This is a genomic window from Gorillibacterium massiliense, from assembly GCF_000455485.1.
GTDB lineage: Bacteria > Bacillota > Bacilli > Paenibacillales > NBRC-103111 > Gorillibacterium > Gorillibacterium massiliense.
Genome location: NZ_CBQR020000009.1, coordinates 56,451 through 72,404, shown reverse-complemented (window position 1 = coordinate 72,404; position 15,954 = coordinate 56,451). Strand labels below are relative to the sequence as shown.

The window sequence follows — 15,954 nt, the reverse complement described above, 5'->3', positions numbered from 1 at the left end:
GATAAACGAAAAACCGCCGCCGGCAATGAGTTGATGATCTTCCACGCGGGCTTCCTGCATGCATCCGCCCAGACGAATGACCGCTCCGCGGATGCCTGAATCCGCAACCAGCAGATTCGAGCCTCTGCCGAGAACGAACCAGGGTGTGTCGTATTCATACAATATACGCAAAACACGGATTAACTGCTCTTTTGTTTGTGGAATAACCAGTACGTCAGCGGGCCCCCCTATCTTCCAGGTTGTATGCAGAGACATCGGTTCGTCAGGAAGCACGGACCCGGCCTGCGCCCTCTGCAGCTCCGATATAACCGGCAGCATCGGGTACCTCCTTTTTGCCTAAAAAACGGGCGTCTATCACGAATATAGTGTAGTTTATGTGAAACGGTGGGGAGTGTGACAAACGCCTAAGTTCTGGCGTGTCGAGAGATATTCAGCAAAATCCCCAAGCCGGTCAGCATCAAAGTGAGCGATGAGCCTCCATAGCTGATCAAGGGAAGCGTGATGCCTGTTACCGGAAAAACCCCGATAACGACACCGATATTGATGGTTACTTGGACAAACACCATGCCGGTAATTCCGATGGCCGTCAGGCTGCCGAAGGTATCCGGAGCCGTCATGGCGGTATGGATGCCTCTCCAAACGAGAACGGCGAATAAAGCGAGCACGAAGCCGCCGCCGATGAAACCCAGTTCCTCCCCGATAATGGAAAAGATAAAATCCGTTTGCGGCTCCGGCAGATAACTGTGCTTCTGCAGGCTGTGATCGAAACCAAGACCCACCAGCCCTCCCGGCCCGATAGCGAGCAAGGACTGAATGATTTGATATCCGGTTCCTAAGGGGTCCTTCCACGGATAAAGAAAACCGGAGATGCGGTCGAGACGATAAGGCGCGGACAAGATCAGCCCGGTAAAACCGGCCAAGCCCATGAGCCCCAGAAGCGCAAGATGCAGGATTCGTGAGCCGGCGGCGAAAATAATGAGCAGAGTCGCACCTGCAAGAACAACGCCGGTACCCAAATCGGGTTGAAGCATAATCATCCCGAAGGCTAGCCCATCAGTGCCAGCGGGGGGAGCAGCCCTTTCCAAAAGAGGGTGATCTTTCCCTGATTGTCCGACAAATAGCGGCTCAAAAAAAGGATCAGCGCCATTTTCATAAACTCGGAAGGCTGAATGCCGAAAGATCCGATACCGAGCCAGCTGCGTGCTCCTCCCCGTACGTTGCCGATTCCCGGAATCAGAACGAGAACGAGCAGGGCGAAACAAGTTAATAGAATCGGCTTGGACCATTTCTTCCAAAAGGTATAGTCGACATTCATCGTAACCAGCATGGCTGCCACGCCCAGCACCGCAAATAAAAGCTGGCGTTTCATGTAGTAGAATTTATCGCCGAAATCGTGAAAAGACAGTACGGCACTGGCGCTGTATACCATAATCACGCCGATCGTCAAAAGCAAAAGCGCTGCCGTCATCAGTGTCAAATCCGGCAGCGAACGCGTCTTCCCCATAGTCCGACCCCTTTACCCTGTGGTATCGGGGCTTGTACACGCCCCGTGCATGCACAAGCCTCATGAGGGAGACCGCCCGCCCTTCGGGGGGAAACGCATGCTTTATTACAGGGTATGCACGGACCTCTTAAACATGCTTCCACGCTGCTCATAGGACGTGAACATGTCCCAACTGGCACACGCCGGAGAAAGCAGAACGACGTCTCCGTCCTTCGCCAAAAGGCGAGCCGCTTCCACCGCTTCCATCATCGCCTGCTCAGGGTCAATGCTGGCAATGATGCGAATTTGCGGCACAGTTGCCTGCTCAGCGGTCCGAGCCAGCTTGTCCCGAGTTTCGCCAAGGGCGATCAATCCAGTGAGACGACCTTGGAAATAGGGAACAAGACTGTCATATTCCATCCCCCGGTCCAAGCCGCCGGCAATCAGCACGATCGGCTGCGAGAATGCTTCCAAATCCTTGATGGTCGCCGCCGGATTCGTCGCTTTCGAGCCGTTGACGTAGGAGACGCCATCCTTGTCACGGACGAATTCCAGCCGGTGCTCAACGCCCCGGAATTGCTGCAAGGCTTCGGCTATCGCCTGCTCGGAAGCGCCGGCTGCAAGAGCCACCGCTACGGCAGCCAGTGCGTTTTGGATGTTGTGGCGGCCTGGAATACCCAGCTTGGCGGCAGTCAGAATCGCGGATTCATTGCCGTCTTCACTTCGGTAAACAATAGTCTCAACGCCCTCCAATGTTCTGAGGAAAACGCCTGAAACCAGCTCCTCCGCCATGGAAAACGGAACAATTTTCGCCTTGATCCATGGAATAAGCGAACGGCAATAGGCATCGTCCCAGTTCAACACGGCTGTGTCCGCTTCCGTTTGGTTAGCGAATAGCTTTGCTTTCGACCCAGCGTAATCTTCCATCGTTCCGTGATAATCCAGATGGGTTTCATAAACGTTGAGCAGACAGGCAATCCGGGGATGAAAATGAACCGTTCCTTTCAGTTGGAAACTGCTCAGCTCGACCACCATCCAGTTGTCCGCCTCGGCATCCTGCGCCGCATCGCACAGCGCCCGTCCGATATTGCCGGCAACGATCGGCTTAAGCCCAGCCGTCTCCAGCATTTTCCCGATCCATGTGGTAGTGGTCGTCTTGCCATTAGACCCAGTGATGCCGATGATCGGCGCCTCGCATATGTATGCGGCCACTTCCACCTCTGTCACAACTTCGATCCCTAAAGCAAGCGCACGCTTGACGGGCTCGGTGCTGTAGAAGATCCCGGGATTCTTCACGACAAGAGCTGTTTCCTTGTTGATCAGATCCGGCGGATGACCCCCGCAAAGGACAGAAATACCCAGTGCCGTGAGTTCATCGGCTTCCGGGCATAGATCGCGTTCCTTTTTATCATTGACTGTTACGTTAGCCCCGTAGGCGTGAAATAGCTTCGCTACCGCTACTCCGCTTCTGGCCATACCCAGGACAACAACGGACTTGCCCCGGTATTCGTTTGGATGCTGCATCTGTTAAAACACCTCGTTAAAGTAAAGTCCCAAACCGGCCAGCACAAACGCAACCGCCCAGAAGGTGATGACAACCCGCCATTCCGACCAGCCCACAAGCTCAAAGTGGTGGTGGATCGGGCTCATTTTAAACACACGTTTGCCCCTCGTTTTGAAGGACACGACCTGAATGATGACCGAAAGGACCTCGACAACAAACACGCCGCCGATAATCACAAGTAGCAGTTCTTGTTTCGTTATAATAGCCGCTGCCGCCAAACCGCCGCCGATGCCCAACGAGCCGGTATCGCCCATGAACACTTTTGCGGGGTGGGCGTTATAGACGAGAAATCCGAGGACCGCCCCAACCATCGCTGCCGAAAAGATAGCCGTTTCCGGATGATGCAGATGAACGGCCAAAACCACGTAGGCTCCGAACGCGATGGCGCTTGTACCGGACAGCAGACCGTCGAGACCGTCGGTGAAATTGACAGCATTGCTCATGCCCAACATCATGAAGACGACAAAAGGATAATAAAACCATCCAAAGGAGAGCGACCAATCGGAAAAAGGAATATGAATGTCTGTGGAATGCCCCATTCGGTGTAGCAAGACACAAACGATTATGGAAACGATCAGCTGCCCTGCCAGCTTCTGTTTAGCTGTAAGCCCAAGGGATCGTTTGAATACAATTTTAGTGTAATCGTCAAGAAAGCCGATCAGACCATAGCCAAGGGAAGCGACTAACAGCACGGTCAGCTCGCTGTTCTTATCGGCAAAACGCAATGCGGCCAGGGACAACGCCAGCAGGATGATGATCCCGCCCATCGTCGGCGTGCCTTTCTTCTTCAAGTGGCCTTGAGGACCGTCACTGCGGATCTGCTGGCCGAATTTAAGCCTGCGCAAAATCGGAATAATCAAGGGACCTGTAAGAGTCGCCAGTAAAAAAGCGACACCCAGAGGAAACATTACTTCGCCAAAACCAATCACGCTGCCCACTCCTTACATCCTGCTTACGATCTTTCTATTTGCTAACGCATATGCAGCGACTTGCCGCTGCATGACAAGTCTGCGTACAGCAGACTCGCCAACATTATTTGCAGAGAAGGGCTTGCACCGCTTCTTCCAACTTCATGCCCCGGGAGGCTTTGACCAATACCACATCTCCGGCGCTCGTTTCAGAAACCAGATTTTGAATCATTTCCGGCTTATCGGGAAAATAGCGCACCTTATCCGCCGGCATCCTTTCGGCAGCAGCTTCCGCCATATTGCGGGAACGCGGACCGTACACATACAGCAGATCAACGCCGGATTCTGCCGCTTTACGGCCCATTTCCCCATGGTAAGCGGCTTCGCCCTCTCCCAGTTCCAGCATATCGCCCAGCACGGCGATTTTGCGCCGGAAGCCCGTCAATTCACTCAGCAGGGACAATGCCGCTCTCATAGAGGTTGGACTTGCGTTGTAGGCGTCATTTAGCACAACGGCGCCGTTCGGAGCTTCCAGCCGTTCAATCCGCATGCTCGTCATGCTGGAAGCGGCTAAACCTTCCGCTGCTTTATCCGCCGGCACGCCCAGACTGCAGGCTGCTGCATAGGCTGCCAGCGCATTGGTGACATTATGCCGGCCAAGAAGAGGAATGTGAAATTCCGGCGCATCCGGATCGTTGGAAAGAAACCGGGTAGACTGGCCATCCATTTGAATCGATACCGGGTACAAGTCGTTATCCGTTCCCATACCGAAGCGAAGCAATCTTAAAGCAGCGGGCTGCGGCATCTCCGGTAACACCTGTTCGATCAGCGGCTCATCGCCGTTGTAGATCAACAGTCCGCCATCTTTCATGCCGGCCAAAATTTCCGTTTTCGCTCGGGCGATTTCCTCGCGGCTGCCCAATTGTAGCAAGTGGGATTCGCCGATATTCGTAATGATCGCCACATCCGGCTCGGCTAACGATGTGAGCAAAGCAATTTCACCCCGGCTGCTCATGCCCATTTCCAGTACAGCTGCTTCCATCGTTTCATCAAGCTGCAGCAGGGTGAGCGGCAGACCGATGTGGTTATTCAAGTTTCCTTTTGTTTTCAGGACCTGATATACCGTAGAAAGTGCAGAAGCCGTCATATCTTTGGTGGTTGTTTTCCCATTGCTTCCCGTTATGCCGACAACCCGCAAGGCAAGCTCCCGGCGGTAAGCTTTCGCCAAGCGCTGCAAGGCATGGAGCGTATCGTCCACAAGAATAAGCGGACGGTTTCCGGGCGGCAGAGGATGATCCTGCTGCCACAAAGCCGCCGCTGCTCCTTTGGCAAACGCCGTATCAATATATTCATGCCCGTCAAAATGCTCCCCGGCAAGAGGAACGAATAATTGGCCTGGGGCTATCGTCCGGCTGTCCGTCGAAACACCCTGGATCGGAATGTCAGCAAAGTCTCCGCCTGCGGCCGCATTCAAGACTGCTCCAGACAGCGTGCCTTCTGCCATTGCGGCGATTTGCTCCAATGTACGTTTAATCATCCTAGCTTTCTCCTTATGGCCTTCCGGGCTTCCTCCCGGTCATCGAAATGGTGCTTGACTCCGCCAATATCCTGATAGGTTTCATGGCCTTTGCCCGCAATCAATATTACATCTCCACTAGCCGCCATTTCAACCGCTTTTTCAATGGCAGCGCGTCTGTCCGAAATAAGTTCATATCGGTCTGAATTTGCTCCCGCTGCGATAATCCCCGGTTTGATCTCCTCCAATATCGCGAGGGGATCTTCCGTACGGGGGTTGTCGGATGTCGCAAGAATATAATCGCTATAGGTTGCCGCGATGCCGCCCATGATCGGCCGTTTTGTACGATCCCGGTCTCCGCCGCAGCCGAAAACTGTAATGACCCGCTTGCCCGCGAACTCTTTTATGGTCGTCAGCACGTTTTCCAAGCTGTCGGGGGTATGGGAATAATCCACAACCACCAGAAAATCCTGTCCCTCGTTTACCGTTTCCAGCCGGCCTTCTACAATCGCCATATTTTCAATGGTAGACAGGATCGAAGAGAACCGGATACCTTCCAGCAGTGCTGCGGCAATAGCGGCTAAGGTGTTGTACACGTTGAATTTGCCGACAAGCTTCAGTCGGACATCTGCATCGCCAGCGAAAGTCGTCAGCCGGAACTCCGTTCCCTGTACCGTGACCCGAATGTTCTCCGCTCTCACATCGGCTTCCTTGTCAATTCCATATGTGACCGTATAAGCCGCTGTCAGCTTGGCGTAGGTTTCCGAGGCAGGATCGTCCGCATTAAGAATTGCGTATTGGCGTTTTGCCGGATCTGCGTAAAATTCATTCCCTAAGCGAGAAAATAAGAGTCCCTTCGCCGCCTGATAGTCTTCCATCGACTTGTGATAGTCCAAATGATCTTGCGTCAGATTCGTAAAAATAGCGGAACGGAAGCGGACCCCTTTCACCCGCCCCATGTCTAGTGCGTGGCTGGACACTTCCATGACGCAGTAGTCGGCTCCGGCATCCCGCATGCTGCGGAAAGTCATCTGCAATTCCAGGGACTCCAGCGTTGTATTGTTAGATGGTAAAAGCTCCCCACCGATTTTGATCCCAATGGTGCCCATAAGCCCGCATGACTTGCCATAATCCGTCAAAATCCGTTCGATAATATGAGCCGTAGTCGTCTTGCCGTTGGTCCCGGTTATGCCGATAACGCTCATTTCCCCACTGGGATATCCAAAAAAATGATTGCCAATGACAGCCATGGCCATGCGGGAATCCCGCACGTACAGTGTCGGAACGTTCTGGCCCGTCTCCCTTTGGACGACCAAAGCGGCGGCACCATTCGCCACCGCCGCCTGCGCATATTCATGGCCGTCTTGCTGATAACCCGGTAAACAGATGAACAGGTCGCCGGGTTTTACTTTTCTCGAATCCGTCTGAACTCCGCCAATCTCCACGGCTCCATCACCTTGAAGACGAGCGAAGGGAATTAAAGCTGCCAATTCATTAAGCTGCATGATTCATGCCTCCTGCGCATAATCCGCCCTATCATTCATATCCAAATATGTCCATTCTGGCAATGGATTAATCAGAATCGGCGTTTTTCGCCAAGTAGATGCGTATCGTCGAGCCTTGATCCACTTTCGTTCCGGCTTTGGGCACTTGGTTAACTACAACGTTGCCCGTTCCGGATTTTGCCAGATTGAAATCCGCATTCAAATCATCATAAATATCTTCAACGGTCATCCCTACCAGATTCGGCACGGCTACCGTTTTCACATCGCCATATACATATTCCCGGGCGATTTGATCCTGGCGCGGCGGTACATTCAAATAGCGAAGGGCATCTCCCATTATGTTCTTGACGATAGGAGCGGCAATAAGTCCGCCAAACTGAATGCCTTTCGGGTCGTCTACAGCGGCGTAGATGACCAGCTTCGGATCATCCGCTGGAGCGAAGCCGACAAAAGATACAATATGCTCATTGGGGTCATAACGTCCATTTACAACCTTCTGGGCTGTACCGGTTTTCCCGCCTACGCGATAACCTTCGAGAAATGCATGTTTCCCTGTTCCCTGGGCAACCACGCTTTCAAGGGTTTGTCGGACAAGCTTGGAGGTATCTTCCGAGATGACCTGACGCACCATTTTCGGCTCGACACTGCTGACCTTCTCTCCCGTTTCCGGATTGTACCATGCTTTGGCCACGTGGGGCCAATACAGCTTGCCGCCGTTTACGGCTGCGGCCACCGCTGCCACCTGCTGGATCGGAGTAACCGATACCCCTTGACCGAAGGACGTAGTGGCCAGTTCGACAGGCCCAACATTCTTCAGCTTAAAAAGGATGCCGTTCTCCTCTCCGCCCAGGTCAACGCCGGTCTTTTTGCCGAAGCCGAAACGGGTGATGTAATCGAACAGTTTTTCTTTACCCAATCTTTGGCCCATGACCACAAAACCGGGGTTGCAAGAGTTTTCCACAACCTCCAGCATCGTTTCCGAGCCGTGACCTCCGCGTTTCCAACAGTGCAGCGTCGCCCCTGCCACTTTAATGCTGCCGGGATCGTGAAAGCTTTCGTTCAGGTTCACTTTCCCCTCCTGAAGAGCGGCAGCCAGCGTTATGATCTTAAAAGTAGAACCGGGCTCATAGGTCATCCATATAGGCAAATTGCGGTTATAAGCTTCCACCGGATAATCCCGGAAGTGCTCCGGATCATAACCCGGCCGGCCTGCCATGGCCAGGATTTCCCCGGTTTTCGGGTCCATAATGATCGCCATGCTGTTCTTGGCCTGATATTTCACCATGGCCTGATCCAGCTCTCGTTCTAACACCGATTGCAGGTAGCGGTCGATGGTCAATTGCAAATTCAGACCGTCCTTCGGCTCGGAAAATTGATCTGTCGATCCCGGCATCTTGCGACCGCCTGCGTCAGAGAGAAAAGATACGCTGCCTTTAATTCCCGTCAATTCCTTGTTGTATTCGGCTTCTATTCCAGAGAGGCCTTGGTTGTCGATTCCCGTAAAGCCAAGAATATGGGCAGCCAAGCCGCCATAGGGATAGTAACGTTTATTATCTTCGGCAACATAGATACCAGGCAGGTTGGCTTTGCGGATCTCCTCCGCTTTCTCTTCAGAAATTTTACGCCCGCCGGGTTTGATGTACACCAGCATGACCTTCGGCTTCTGCACCAACTCCAGAACCTTGCTCTCGTCCATCTGCAAAATGAAAGCAAGCTTGCGGGCAGTGCCAGCCGGGTCCTTGACTTGCACAGGAACGGCGAAAACGGTAGGTGAACTGATATTATAGGCAAGCTTATCTCCGTTGCGATCCCAGATTTCTCCCCGTTTGTCGGTAACCGTAATTTCTCTGCGCCAGGAGTCTTCCGCTTTCTTTGCCAAGTCAGGCCCTATCCAAAGCTGAACATACGCCAATCGTACCATCAATACAACGAAAATGACAGCCCCTGCAAGTAGAGTAAACCAGAGTCGGCGCCGCAGCGTTACGCTGGAAACACGCATGCCCGATCGATCCTCCTTGTCCACGAAGAGATGATTATGGAAGCCGTCTAAGCCCGTCGTTTGGGACGGGCGGTGTACGGCTCATATCATGCCTATTCGTGTGTGACAGGAGATAGAACAGGGTTTACATCCGGGGCATTGGCAGAATCAATTGTTCTGCTTATCCTGCGTTTTGGATGGTTGATTCGCTTTCTCTCCGTCTAAAGGTTTCACATCGGGCGGATTTTGATTATAAGGGGCTAACTCCAGCTTCAGTACCCGCTTCCCGTTCTCCTCAGTCAGGTTTTGGCCTACGACAAAACCCTCACCGGTTGAACGGACCTCTGCCTTAAGCAAAGCAGCAATCTCCAGTGTATCCCGGAGAGATAGCCCCGTTAAATCCGGGACATCCGCCGTGCTGGCATCGCCTGCGATGATAAAGACGCTGTTGTTCATAAGAACATCGCTTCCGACCTTGGGTAGCTGGCTGGTTACCTTCTCGCCGTTGCCCAAGGTTTGCGCCGTCAATCCGGCGGCGGCCAATTTATTTTTCGCCTCCTGTAAGGAAAGACCGACCACGTCAGGCACCGTCGCCAGAGCCTCGGTTATCTCGGTTTTCTCCTTGCTGACGCTAGAGGGAACACCCAAATACGCTAAGCTCGGAATCATGATGTCTTTAAAAGCCGGCATGGTGACATCGCCGCCTTTGTGGTAATCCCCGCCGATTTGCGGTTGGTCGGCAATGACCGCGACGAGAATTTGGGGATCTTCCACAGGCGCATAACCGATAAAAGAAACAAGCCAAGTGCCGTCGGCATATCCTTCTTTCGGGTTAACGACAATGTTTGCCGTCCCCGTTTTTCCTGCAACCCGGTAGCCATTGATGAACGCCTTGCGGCCTGTTCCGTGTTCATCGGTAACGACCTTCTCCAAATCTAGGGATGCTTGCCGCGCCGTCTCTTCGGATACGATTCGCCGTACCGTTTCCGGTTGAAAGGTTTGAATCGCTTTTCCCGTTTCCGTATCAAAAATGCTTTTAATAATTTGCGGCTTCTTGAGTTCACCACCGGTGGCAATAGCGGCATAGGCGGCCACTTCCTGCATGGCCGTTACGGTAATGGACTGGCCATAAGTGGCTCGGGCAAAGTCAGACTGCCACTTCATATCCACCAAACCGGTGGCTTCTCCCGGCAAATCGACTCCCGTTTTCTGGCCGAAGCCAAAACGTTTAATGTAATCCGTGAACCGATTCGTCCCCAAGCCTTCATAGCCCATTTTAACGAAAGCCACGTTGCTGGAACGGATTAACCCTTCCATGAAGGAGATATAGCCGTTTTCTCCCCAGCCGTAAAACTGGTAATCCTGAATGAGCGGCATGTTGGGGAGCTTAATATTACCCGATTTATACAGTGCATCTGGCGTCCAGATTTTCTCTTCGATAGCGCCGGCCAGCGTCACCAGCTTAAAGGTAGAACCCGGCTCGAATTGGTCGGAGATGGCGTGATTGATGTAATTCTCCTGCGGAGATTCCCAATATTTATTCGGATTGTAATCCGGCAGGCTGGCCATGGCCAATATCTCCATCGTCTTCGGATTGACAGCGATGGCGGTCATGCTCTTCGGCTTATAGGTTTCATAGGCTTTCCGCAGCGCCGTCTCGGTATAATATTGAATATTCTGGTCGATGGTCAGGCTCACGCTTTTTCCGTTAACGGCAGGCACTAAGGTCATTTGGGAGTTGGGAATTTCCACGCCCTTCAAGTCCCGCTTGCGTTTCAGCATACCGGGAGTACCGGTTAAATCTTCGTCCATATAGCGTTCGAGACCCGCTTGCGCGACGCCGTCCCGGTTTATGAAGCCGAGGAGCTGCGAAGCCAGTCGGTTATTCGGATACATGCGCTTTGTCGTCTTTTTGGTATAGATCCCAACCTCTTTAAAATGCAGATCCTTCTTTTCCTTCAAATCGGTTTTCAATTGGTCAACGAACTGGTCCACCTGGTCCTTGATATCCGCGTCGATCTTCCAACCTTCGTTGCGGATCTCTACCTCCACCGCGAATTTGTCGCTGCTCGGCTTCTTCTTGGTCACCATCTTATAGATTTTCTCTTCAAGATCGGCGTTTGCGGCGGGGTCTTGGGAAGTGCTCAAAATCTTCGCCAACCCGTGGGCAGCTTCCCGTTCAATTCCCCGTTCATGGATCATCAGGGGATTCACCGCGACGGTATAGGCGACGCCTTCTTCGGCCAGTGGCTTGCCGTTACGGTCGGTTATGGAACCGCGGACGGGTTGGAGGGTCTCTTCCGAAGTCCACAAATCGTCCGCCTTGCTGCGCAATTCCGAAGCTTCGACCACCTGTAACACATATAAACGACCAATGAGTACAAAAAACAGCAGGAAAAAAAAGATACCGATCAACAAGGATCGGACTTTTAAATGTCGTTCCATTCAGCTTTCATCTCCGCTCGTTTTTCCGTTCTTCATGGCGGATGCCTTTCCATTTGAAGCGTTATCGTTCAGCGATGTTTTCTGCTCCTCTTTAACAGGTTCAAAACCGCCTGCTGCCGCGTCTGCAGCCAACATTTCCGGGTTCACCGTTTTATCCAGATCCATTTTGAGCCTGCCGTTCTCATCATTCGCTACTTGCAGTTCGTTTTTTGTCTCATAAACGGCTTTGTTGACATTATAGATTTGCGAGGTCAGCAAAACGACACCGCTCAAGGCGACAGTCATGACTAACCCGCAAAACAGATAAAAAAGCTTTTCGCCAGAGGACAACTTGATCTTTTTGCGAGCGGGTTGCGTGTTTGTCTGCGTACGCCGCTGAACGGCCGGTTGCTCTTTTGCTATTTCTTTTACGGCCAGATTTCCCCGGGTGTAAGTGGACATTCTACGATTCCCCCTCAATTTCGCATTTTTCCGCGATTCTAAGCTTTGCTGATCTCGCTCGCGGATTCTCTTCCAACTCCCTTTCACTTGGGAGTATCGGCTTACGGTTGACAAGCCGCAGGATCGACTTTTTGTTGCAGACGCAGACAGGAAAGTCCGGCGGGCATGTGCATTTTTCCACAAATTTCGCAAAGGTTAGCTTACATATCCTGTCCTCGAGAGAGTGAAAAGTGATAACGGCAATTCGGCCTCCCGGGGCTAAGGAATCAATGGATTGCATAAGGGCGTCTTCAAATGCGCCCAATTCGTCGTTTACAGCAATACGTAGAGCCTGGAAACTCCGCTTGGCGGGATGGGGTCCCGTGCGCCTGGCGGCAGCCGGAATGGCGGCCTTTATGAGCTCAGCAAGCTGCAAAGTGGAGTTGATAGTCTCTCTTTGGCGGTGGCTGACAAGCTGTGCGGCAATGCGCCGGGCGAATTTTTCCTCACCATATTCAAAAAGGATTTTGGCGATTTCCGCTTCCGACCAACTGTTGACGATCTCAGCTGCAGTCAAGGGCGAGCTGCGGTCCATCCGCATATCCAATTCCGCATCCTGGTTATAGCTGAATCCCCGTTCCGCTTCATCCAACTGCGGAGAGGAGACGCCAAGATCGAACAGAATACCGTCTACTTGAGGATTTCCGTTTTTTTGCGGGACGTTTTGCTTAAGCAGCGACTCTTTTATGTATCGGAAGTTAGTCTTCACTAACGTGACGCGATCCCGGTATTCCGACAGTCGCTGTTCTGCATTTGCTAAAGCTACGTCGTCCTGATCAAAGGCGATGAGTCGGCCGCCCGCTCCCAGCTTAGAAGCGATAAGCCCGCTGTGGCCTGCTCCGCCCAAGGTGCAATCTACATAGATGCCTGAAGGGTGAATCCGCAAACCCTCCACCGCTTCTTCCTTCAAAACCGTTACATGATGAAACATCTGCGAAGCCTCCCGGCTGTAATGAAGTGACGGTGCCTTTTACAAATCAAAATTGAAGTCAACCAGCTTCTCGGCAATTTCATTGAATGACTGCTCGGACTGGGTAGAATAGCTTTCCCATAGCTCCTTGCTCCAAATCTCCACCCGGTTGGATACGCCGATAACGACGCAGTCCTTCACCAGTTTCGCATGCTCGGCAAGGTTGTTCGGTAAGTTTACCCTTCCCTGTTTGTCCAGCTCGCATTCCGTAGCTCCCGAGAAGAAAAAGCGGGTAAAGGCACGTGCATCGGACTTCATCAGCGATAGTGACTTCAGCTTTTGCTCCATTATCGACCATTCCGACATAGGGTACACAAACAAACACTGATCAAGGCCGCGAGTGACTACAAAAGAGGTGCCTAACCCTTCGCGGAACTTGGCGGGTACGATGAGTCGGCCTTTATCATCGATGCTATGCTGGTATTCACCCATAAACATGAGTCGGCCTACCCCTTTCCCCCACTTTGCCCCACTTCACTCCACAAGATTATATGAAATATTCGCAATGAATGCAAAAAATCCTGCCATGGTGGCAGGATAAATGTAAAAATTTTTTCAAAATTGCATGTTGTAGGGATCATCATCGGGGTTATCCATCAAATAATAAGGGATAAAGCTTTTGTTCACATCGTCCAAACAATGCTGAAAGATGAGATGGAAGCAGATATCTACCTTTTGTTCATATGGCAGGTCATCGTTTACAATGATTTTCTTTACGCCGTCCCGATTTCGATAAAAGCCTCCTAGCTGTGGAGGCATATGCTCCGCCTCTAGCTGCAGATCAAAAATAGTAAGCAGCAGGGACAAAGATTGATTCATACCAAAACGCTCCTTATTCGATAGTCAGACAACCCTCCTGCTTCTCATTAACTAAATGTAACCGATGATCAATAAAAGTACTGTCGTAATTTGTAAAGGCATACAAAAAAAGATTGAAGATGTTACAAAAATATGAGTTCTACGTTCCTAGTAATAAAGTAAACGCTTCCAAAGTCCTGGAGTCCTTTATTTATGGATATCAGCCGCAGAAATCGGTTCGTTAATTCCCGTGTCCAAATGGAACACAAACGATGCCTCATCATAACCCCCATCCGCATTTGGCGAAGATTGAGTATACTTGACCGTATTTTGATCATTGATGTTGAAATCGAATAGATAGCCGCCACTCTCATGAAAAGAAGTAATCAACTTCGCTTCGGCATCGTCAGGAGTAATATAAAAAAGCTGGTTTTCAATGGCTTGAACCATCCCTGGTTTCTTCGTATAGGTGGTGAATAAGATATATTGATGAACAGAATAGAGATTTTCTAAGAAAACCTCCGCTCCGTCTTTTTGAAGAGGCAAGGTGTAGATTTTCCTGGAGTTAATCTTGTCGATCTTCAAATCGGAGGCGTGGCTATAATAGATCTCAAAAGGCTCAACAGGTCTTATGTCAGCTATAGACGAAGTGTTCTCCATTTCAGGAGCCGGAGACCATACGATTCCGTCAGCTGTTGGAACAGCTTTTACATATCGATTGGTACTCTCACTTCGAGAAGGAAACGTATAGTTCTTTTCATTTATCGACAGGGTAACCCGATTTTCCACAGGTGCAGAACTCTCTTTATTGCCGCCATTGCTACTACTGCCGCTGCTGCCGCATGCTGTGGTTAGAATCAGTACCGAGAACAGGGAAACGAAAAAAATTTTGCGCACTTTCGACCTTTCTCCTTCCTTATAGGCAAGCATGCCTACTCCGCTTATCTTACTCCTGAGTTGAAAGCAAAAAAAGCCCCAAAAGGGGCTTTTTTGCGATATTTGAGAGATTTTACAAACCATCTATTGCATGGAATAATTTTAATGTTCCTGCCAGCCTTCCAGATACGCCTTTTGTTCAGCTGAAAGGGTATCGATGGACGACCCAAGGGATTCCAATTTGAAGCGAGCAACCGATTCGTCCAGCTCATAAGGCATATTTACAACCTTGTTGCCGATGGCTTGGTTTTGCTCGTTCACATATTTAAGCGCCAGTGCTTGAAGAGCAAAGGTCATATCCATGATCTCCGCCGGGTGGCCGTCACCGGCAGCTAAATTGACCAAACGTCCTTCTGCCAGCAAGTAAAGGCTGCGGCCGTCCTTCATCTTGAACTCCTCGATGTTCCGGCGCACCGTGCGTTTGGAGACCGATTGAGCTTCCAACTCCGGCTTGTTGACTTCGACATCAAAGTGCCCAGCATTGGCTAGGATTGCTCCGTTCTTCATCACTTCGTAATGTTCGCCGCGGATCACGTTCCGATTACCGGTTACTGTCACGAAGAAATCGCCGTGCTTGGCCGCTTCAGACATAGGCATAACGGAAAAACCGTCCATGTAAGCTTCAATGGCTTTGATAGCGTCCACTTCCGTTACGATCACCTGGGCTCCCAAGCCTTTCGCTCGCAAGGCAACCCCTCTGCCGCACCAGCCGTAGCCCACGACGACAACGGTTTTGCCTGCAACCACCAAATTGGTGGTGCGATTAATGCCATCCCAAACGGATTGGCCGGTGCCGTAGCGGTTATCGAACAGATACTTGCAATAAGCATCATTAACCGCTACCATCGGAAAACGCAGCACGCCTTCCTTATCCAACGCCTTTAAGCGAAGTACGCCTGTCGTCGTTTCCTCGGCACCTCCACGTACGTTGACCGCGAGATCAGGACGCTCCGAGTGGAGGATCGTCACCAAATCGCCTCCGTCGTCGATGATCAGGTCCGGTTTCGTTTCAAGGGCGCGGATCAGCAGCGCCTTATACTCTTCCGGAGAAGGATTGTATTTGGCAAATACGGTGATCCCATCTTCTACAAGAGCGGCGCAGACGTCATCCTGCGTAGACAGTGGGTTGCTGCCGGTAATGGTCACCTCAGCTCCTCCGGCTTGTACAACCTTCGCCAGATAAGCGGTTTTCGCCTCCAAATGAAGGGAAATCACGACCTTCAAGCCTTGAAAAGGAAGCTCACGAGCAAATTGTTCCTTGATGCGGTTCAGCACCGGCATATGAGCGTCTGCCCATTCAATTTTCAGATGTCCTTCCGGGGCTAAAGCTGGATCGGCAATAATGCTGCGTTCTTTTGCGGTCATGGTTTT

Annotated in this window: 13 protein-coding genes and 1 pseudogene; all 14 read right to left on the bottom strand. The window is 51.5% G+C overall.

All coding sequences use genetic code 11. The features are described 5' to 3' along the window. Positions 1-318: FAD-binding protein (locus tag TJ79_RS01095; RefSeq protein WP_040948429.1), on the bottom strand; the 318-nt coding region annotated here is incomplete at its 3' end. Positions 319-404: 86 nt separating this feature from the next. After that, positions 405-1,429, bottom strand: a pseudogene (gene spoVE, locus TJ79_RS01090) (stage V sporulation protein E). A gap of 180 nt (positions 1,430-1,609) precedes the next feature. Further along, the gene (gene murD, locus TJ79_RS01085; RefSeq protein WP_040948428.1) at positions 1,610-3,007 is read right to left on the bottom strand and encodes a UDP-N-acetylmuramoyl-L-alanine--D-glutamate ligase; all 1,398 of its coding nucleotides are present in this window, start codon (positions 3,005-3,007) and stop codon (positions 1,610-1,612) included. 3 nt (positions 3,008-3,010) lie between these two features. After that, positions 3,011-3,973: a phospho-N-acetylmuramoyl-pentapeptide-transferase gene (mraY, locus tag TJ79_RS01080; protein WP_040948443.1), complete on the bottom strand. Its 963-nt coding sequence runs from the start codon at positions 3,971-3,973 to the stop codon at positions 3,011-3,013. Positions 3,974-4,079: 106 nt separating this feature from the next. Continuing rightward, entirely contained in the window at positions 4,080-5,492 is a 1,413-nt protein-coding gene (locus TJ79_RS01075) for a UDP-N-acetylmuramoyl-tripeptide--D-alanyl-D-alanine ligase (protein ID WP_040948427.1), read from the bottom strand. Then, a complete protein-coding gene (locus tag TJ79_RS01070) occupies positions 5,489-6,976 on the bottom strand; it encodes a UDP-N-acetylmuramoyl-L-alanyl-D-glutamate--2,6-diaminopimelate ligase (RefSeq protein ID WP_040948426.1) in 1,488 nt (495 codons plus the stop codon). The genes TJ79_RS01075 and TJ79_RS01070 overlap by 4 nt, the downstream gene beginning before the upstream one ends. Before the next feature lie 67 nt (positions 6,977-7,043). Beyond that, positions 7,044-8,975, bottom strand: a complete 1,932-nt coding sequence (locus tag TJ79_RS01065) for a stage V sporulation protein D (RefSeq protein ID WP_040948425.1) — start codon at positions 8,973-8,975, stop codon at positions 7,044-7,046. Positions 8,976-9,122: 147 nt separating this feature from the next. After that, positions 9,123-11,399 carry a penicillin-binding transpeptidase domain-containing protein gene (locus TJ79_RS01060; protein WP_040948424.1) on the bottom strand — a complete coding sequence of 759 codons (2,277 nt, stop codon included), beginning with the start codon at positions 11,397-11,399 and terminating at the stop codon, positions 9,123-9,125. Then, the gene (locus TJ79_RS01055; RefSeq protein WP_040948423.1) at positions 11,400-11,840 is read right to left on the bottom strand and encodes a hypothetical protein; all 441 of its coding nucleotides are present in this window, start codon (positions 11,838-11,840) and stop codon (positions 11,400-11,402) included. Position 11,841: 1 nt separating this feature from the next. Further along, positions 11,842-12,810 (bottom strand): 16S rRNA (cytosine(1402)-N(4))-methyltransferase RsmH, encoded by a 969-nt coding sequence (gene rsmH / locus TJ79_RS01050; RefSeq protein ID WP_040948422.1) that lies wholly within the window; start codon positions 12,808-12,810, stop codon positions 11,842-11,844. A 39-nt stretch (positions 12,811-12,849) separates the two neighbouring features. Beyond that, positions 12,850-13,287, bottom strand: coding sequence for a division/cell wall cluster transcriptional repressor MraZ (gene mraZ / locus TJ79_RS01045; protein ID WP_040948421.1), 438 nt, complete (start codon positions 13,285-13,287; stop codon positions 12,850-12,852). 117 nt (positions 13,288-13,404) lie between these two features. Further along, on the bottom strand, positions 13,405-13,668 hold the full coding sequence (locus TJ79_RS01040; protein WP_040948420.1) for a hypothetical protein: 264 nt from the start codon (positions 13,666-13,668) through the stop codon (positions 13,405-13,407). A gap of 186 nt (positions 13,669-13,854) precedes the next feature. Further along, the gene (locus tag TJ79_RS01035) at positions 13,855-14,544 is read right to left on the bottom strand and encodes a hypothetical protein (protein ID WP_155987730.1); all 690 of its coding nucleotides are present in this window, start codon (positions 14,542-14,544) and stop codon (positions 13,855-13,857) included. A gap of 141 nt (positions 14,545-14,685) precedes the next feature. Next, positions 14,686-15,948 carry an adenosylhomocysteinase gene (locus TJ79_RS01030; RefSeq protein ID WP_040948418.1) on the bottom strand — a complete coding sequence of 421 codons (1,263 nt, stop codon included), beginning with the start codon at positions 15,946-15,948 and terminating at the stop codon, positions 14,686-14,688. Positions 15,949-15,954: the final 6 nt, after the last annotated feature.

Coding starts and splice junctions, on each gene's coding strand:
- murD (WP_040948428.1), bottom strand. CDS start 3,007: ATGCAGCATCCAAACGAATACCGGGGCAAGTCCGTTGTTGTCCTGGGT.
- TJ79_RS01075 (WP_040948427.1), bottom strand. CDS start 5,492: ATGATTAAACGTACATTGGAGCAAATCGCCGCAATGGCAGAAGGCACG.
- TJ79_RS01070 (WP_040948426.1), bottom strand. CDS start 6,976: ATGCAGCTTAATGAATTGGCAGCTTTAATTCCCTTCGCTCGTCTTCAA.
- TJ79_RS01065 (WP_040948425.1), bottom strand. CDS start 8,975: ATGCGTGTTTCCAGCGTAACGCTGCGGCGCCGACTCTGGTTTACTCTA.
- TJ79_RS01060 (WP_040948424.1), bottom strand. CDS start 11,399: ATGGAACGACATTTAAAAGTCCGATCCTTGTTGATCGGTATCTTTTTT.
- TJ79_RS01055 (WP_040948423.1), bottom strand. CDS start 11,840: ATGTCCACTTACACCCGGGGAAATCTGGCCGTAAAAGAAATAGCAAAA.
- rsmH (WP_040948422.1), bottom strand. CDS start 12,810: ATGTTTCATCATGTAACGGTTTTGAAGGAAGAAGCGGTGGAGGGTTTG.
- mraZ (WP_040948421.1), bottom strand. CDS start 13,287: ATGTTTATGGGTGAATACCAGCATAGCATCGATGATAAAGGCCGACTC.
- TJ79_RS01040 (WP_040948420.1), bottom strand. CDS start 13,668: ATGAATCAATCTTTGTCCCTGCTGCTTACTATTTTTGATCTGCAGCTA.
- TJ79_RS01030 (WP_040948418.1), bottom strand. CDS start 15,948: ATGACCGCAAAAGAACGCAGCATTATTGCCGATCCAGCTTTAGCCCCG.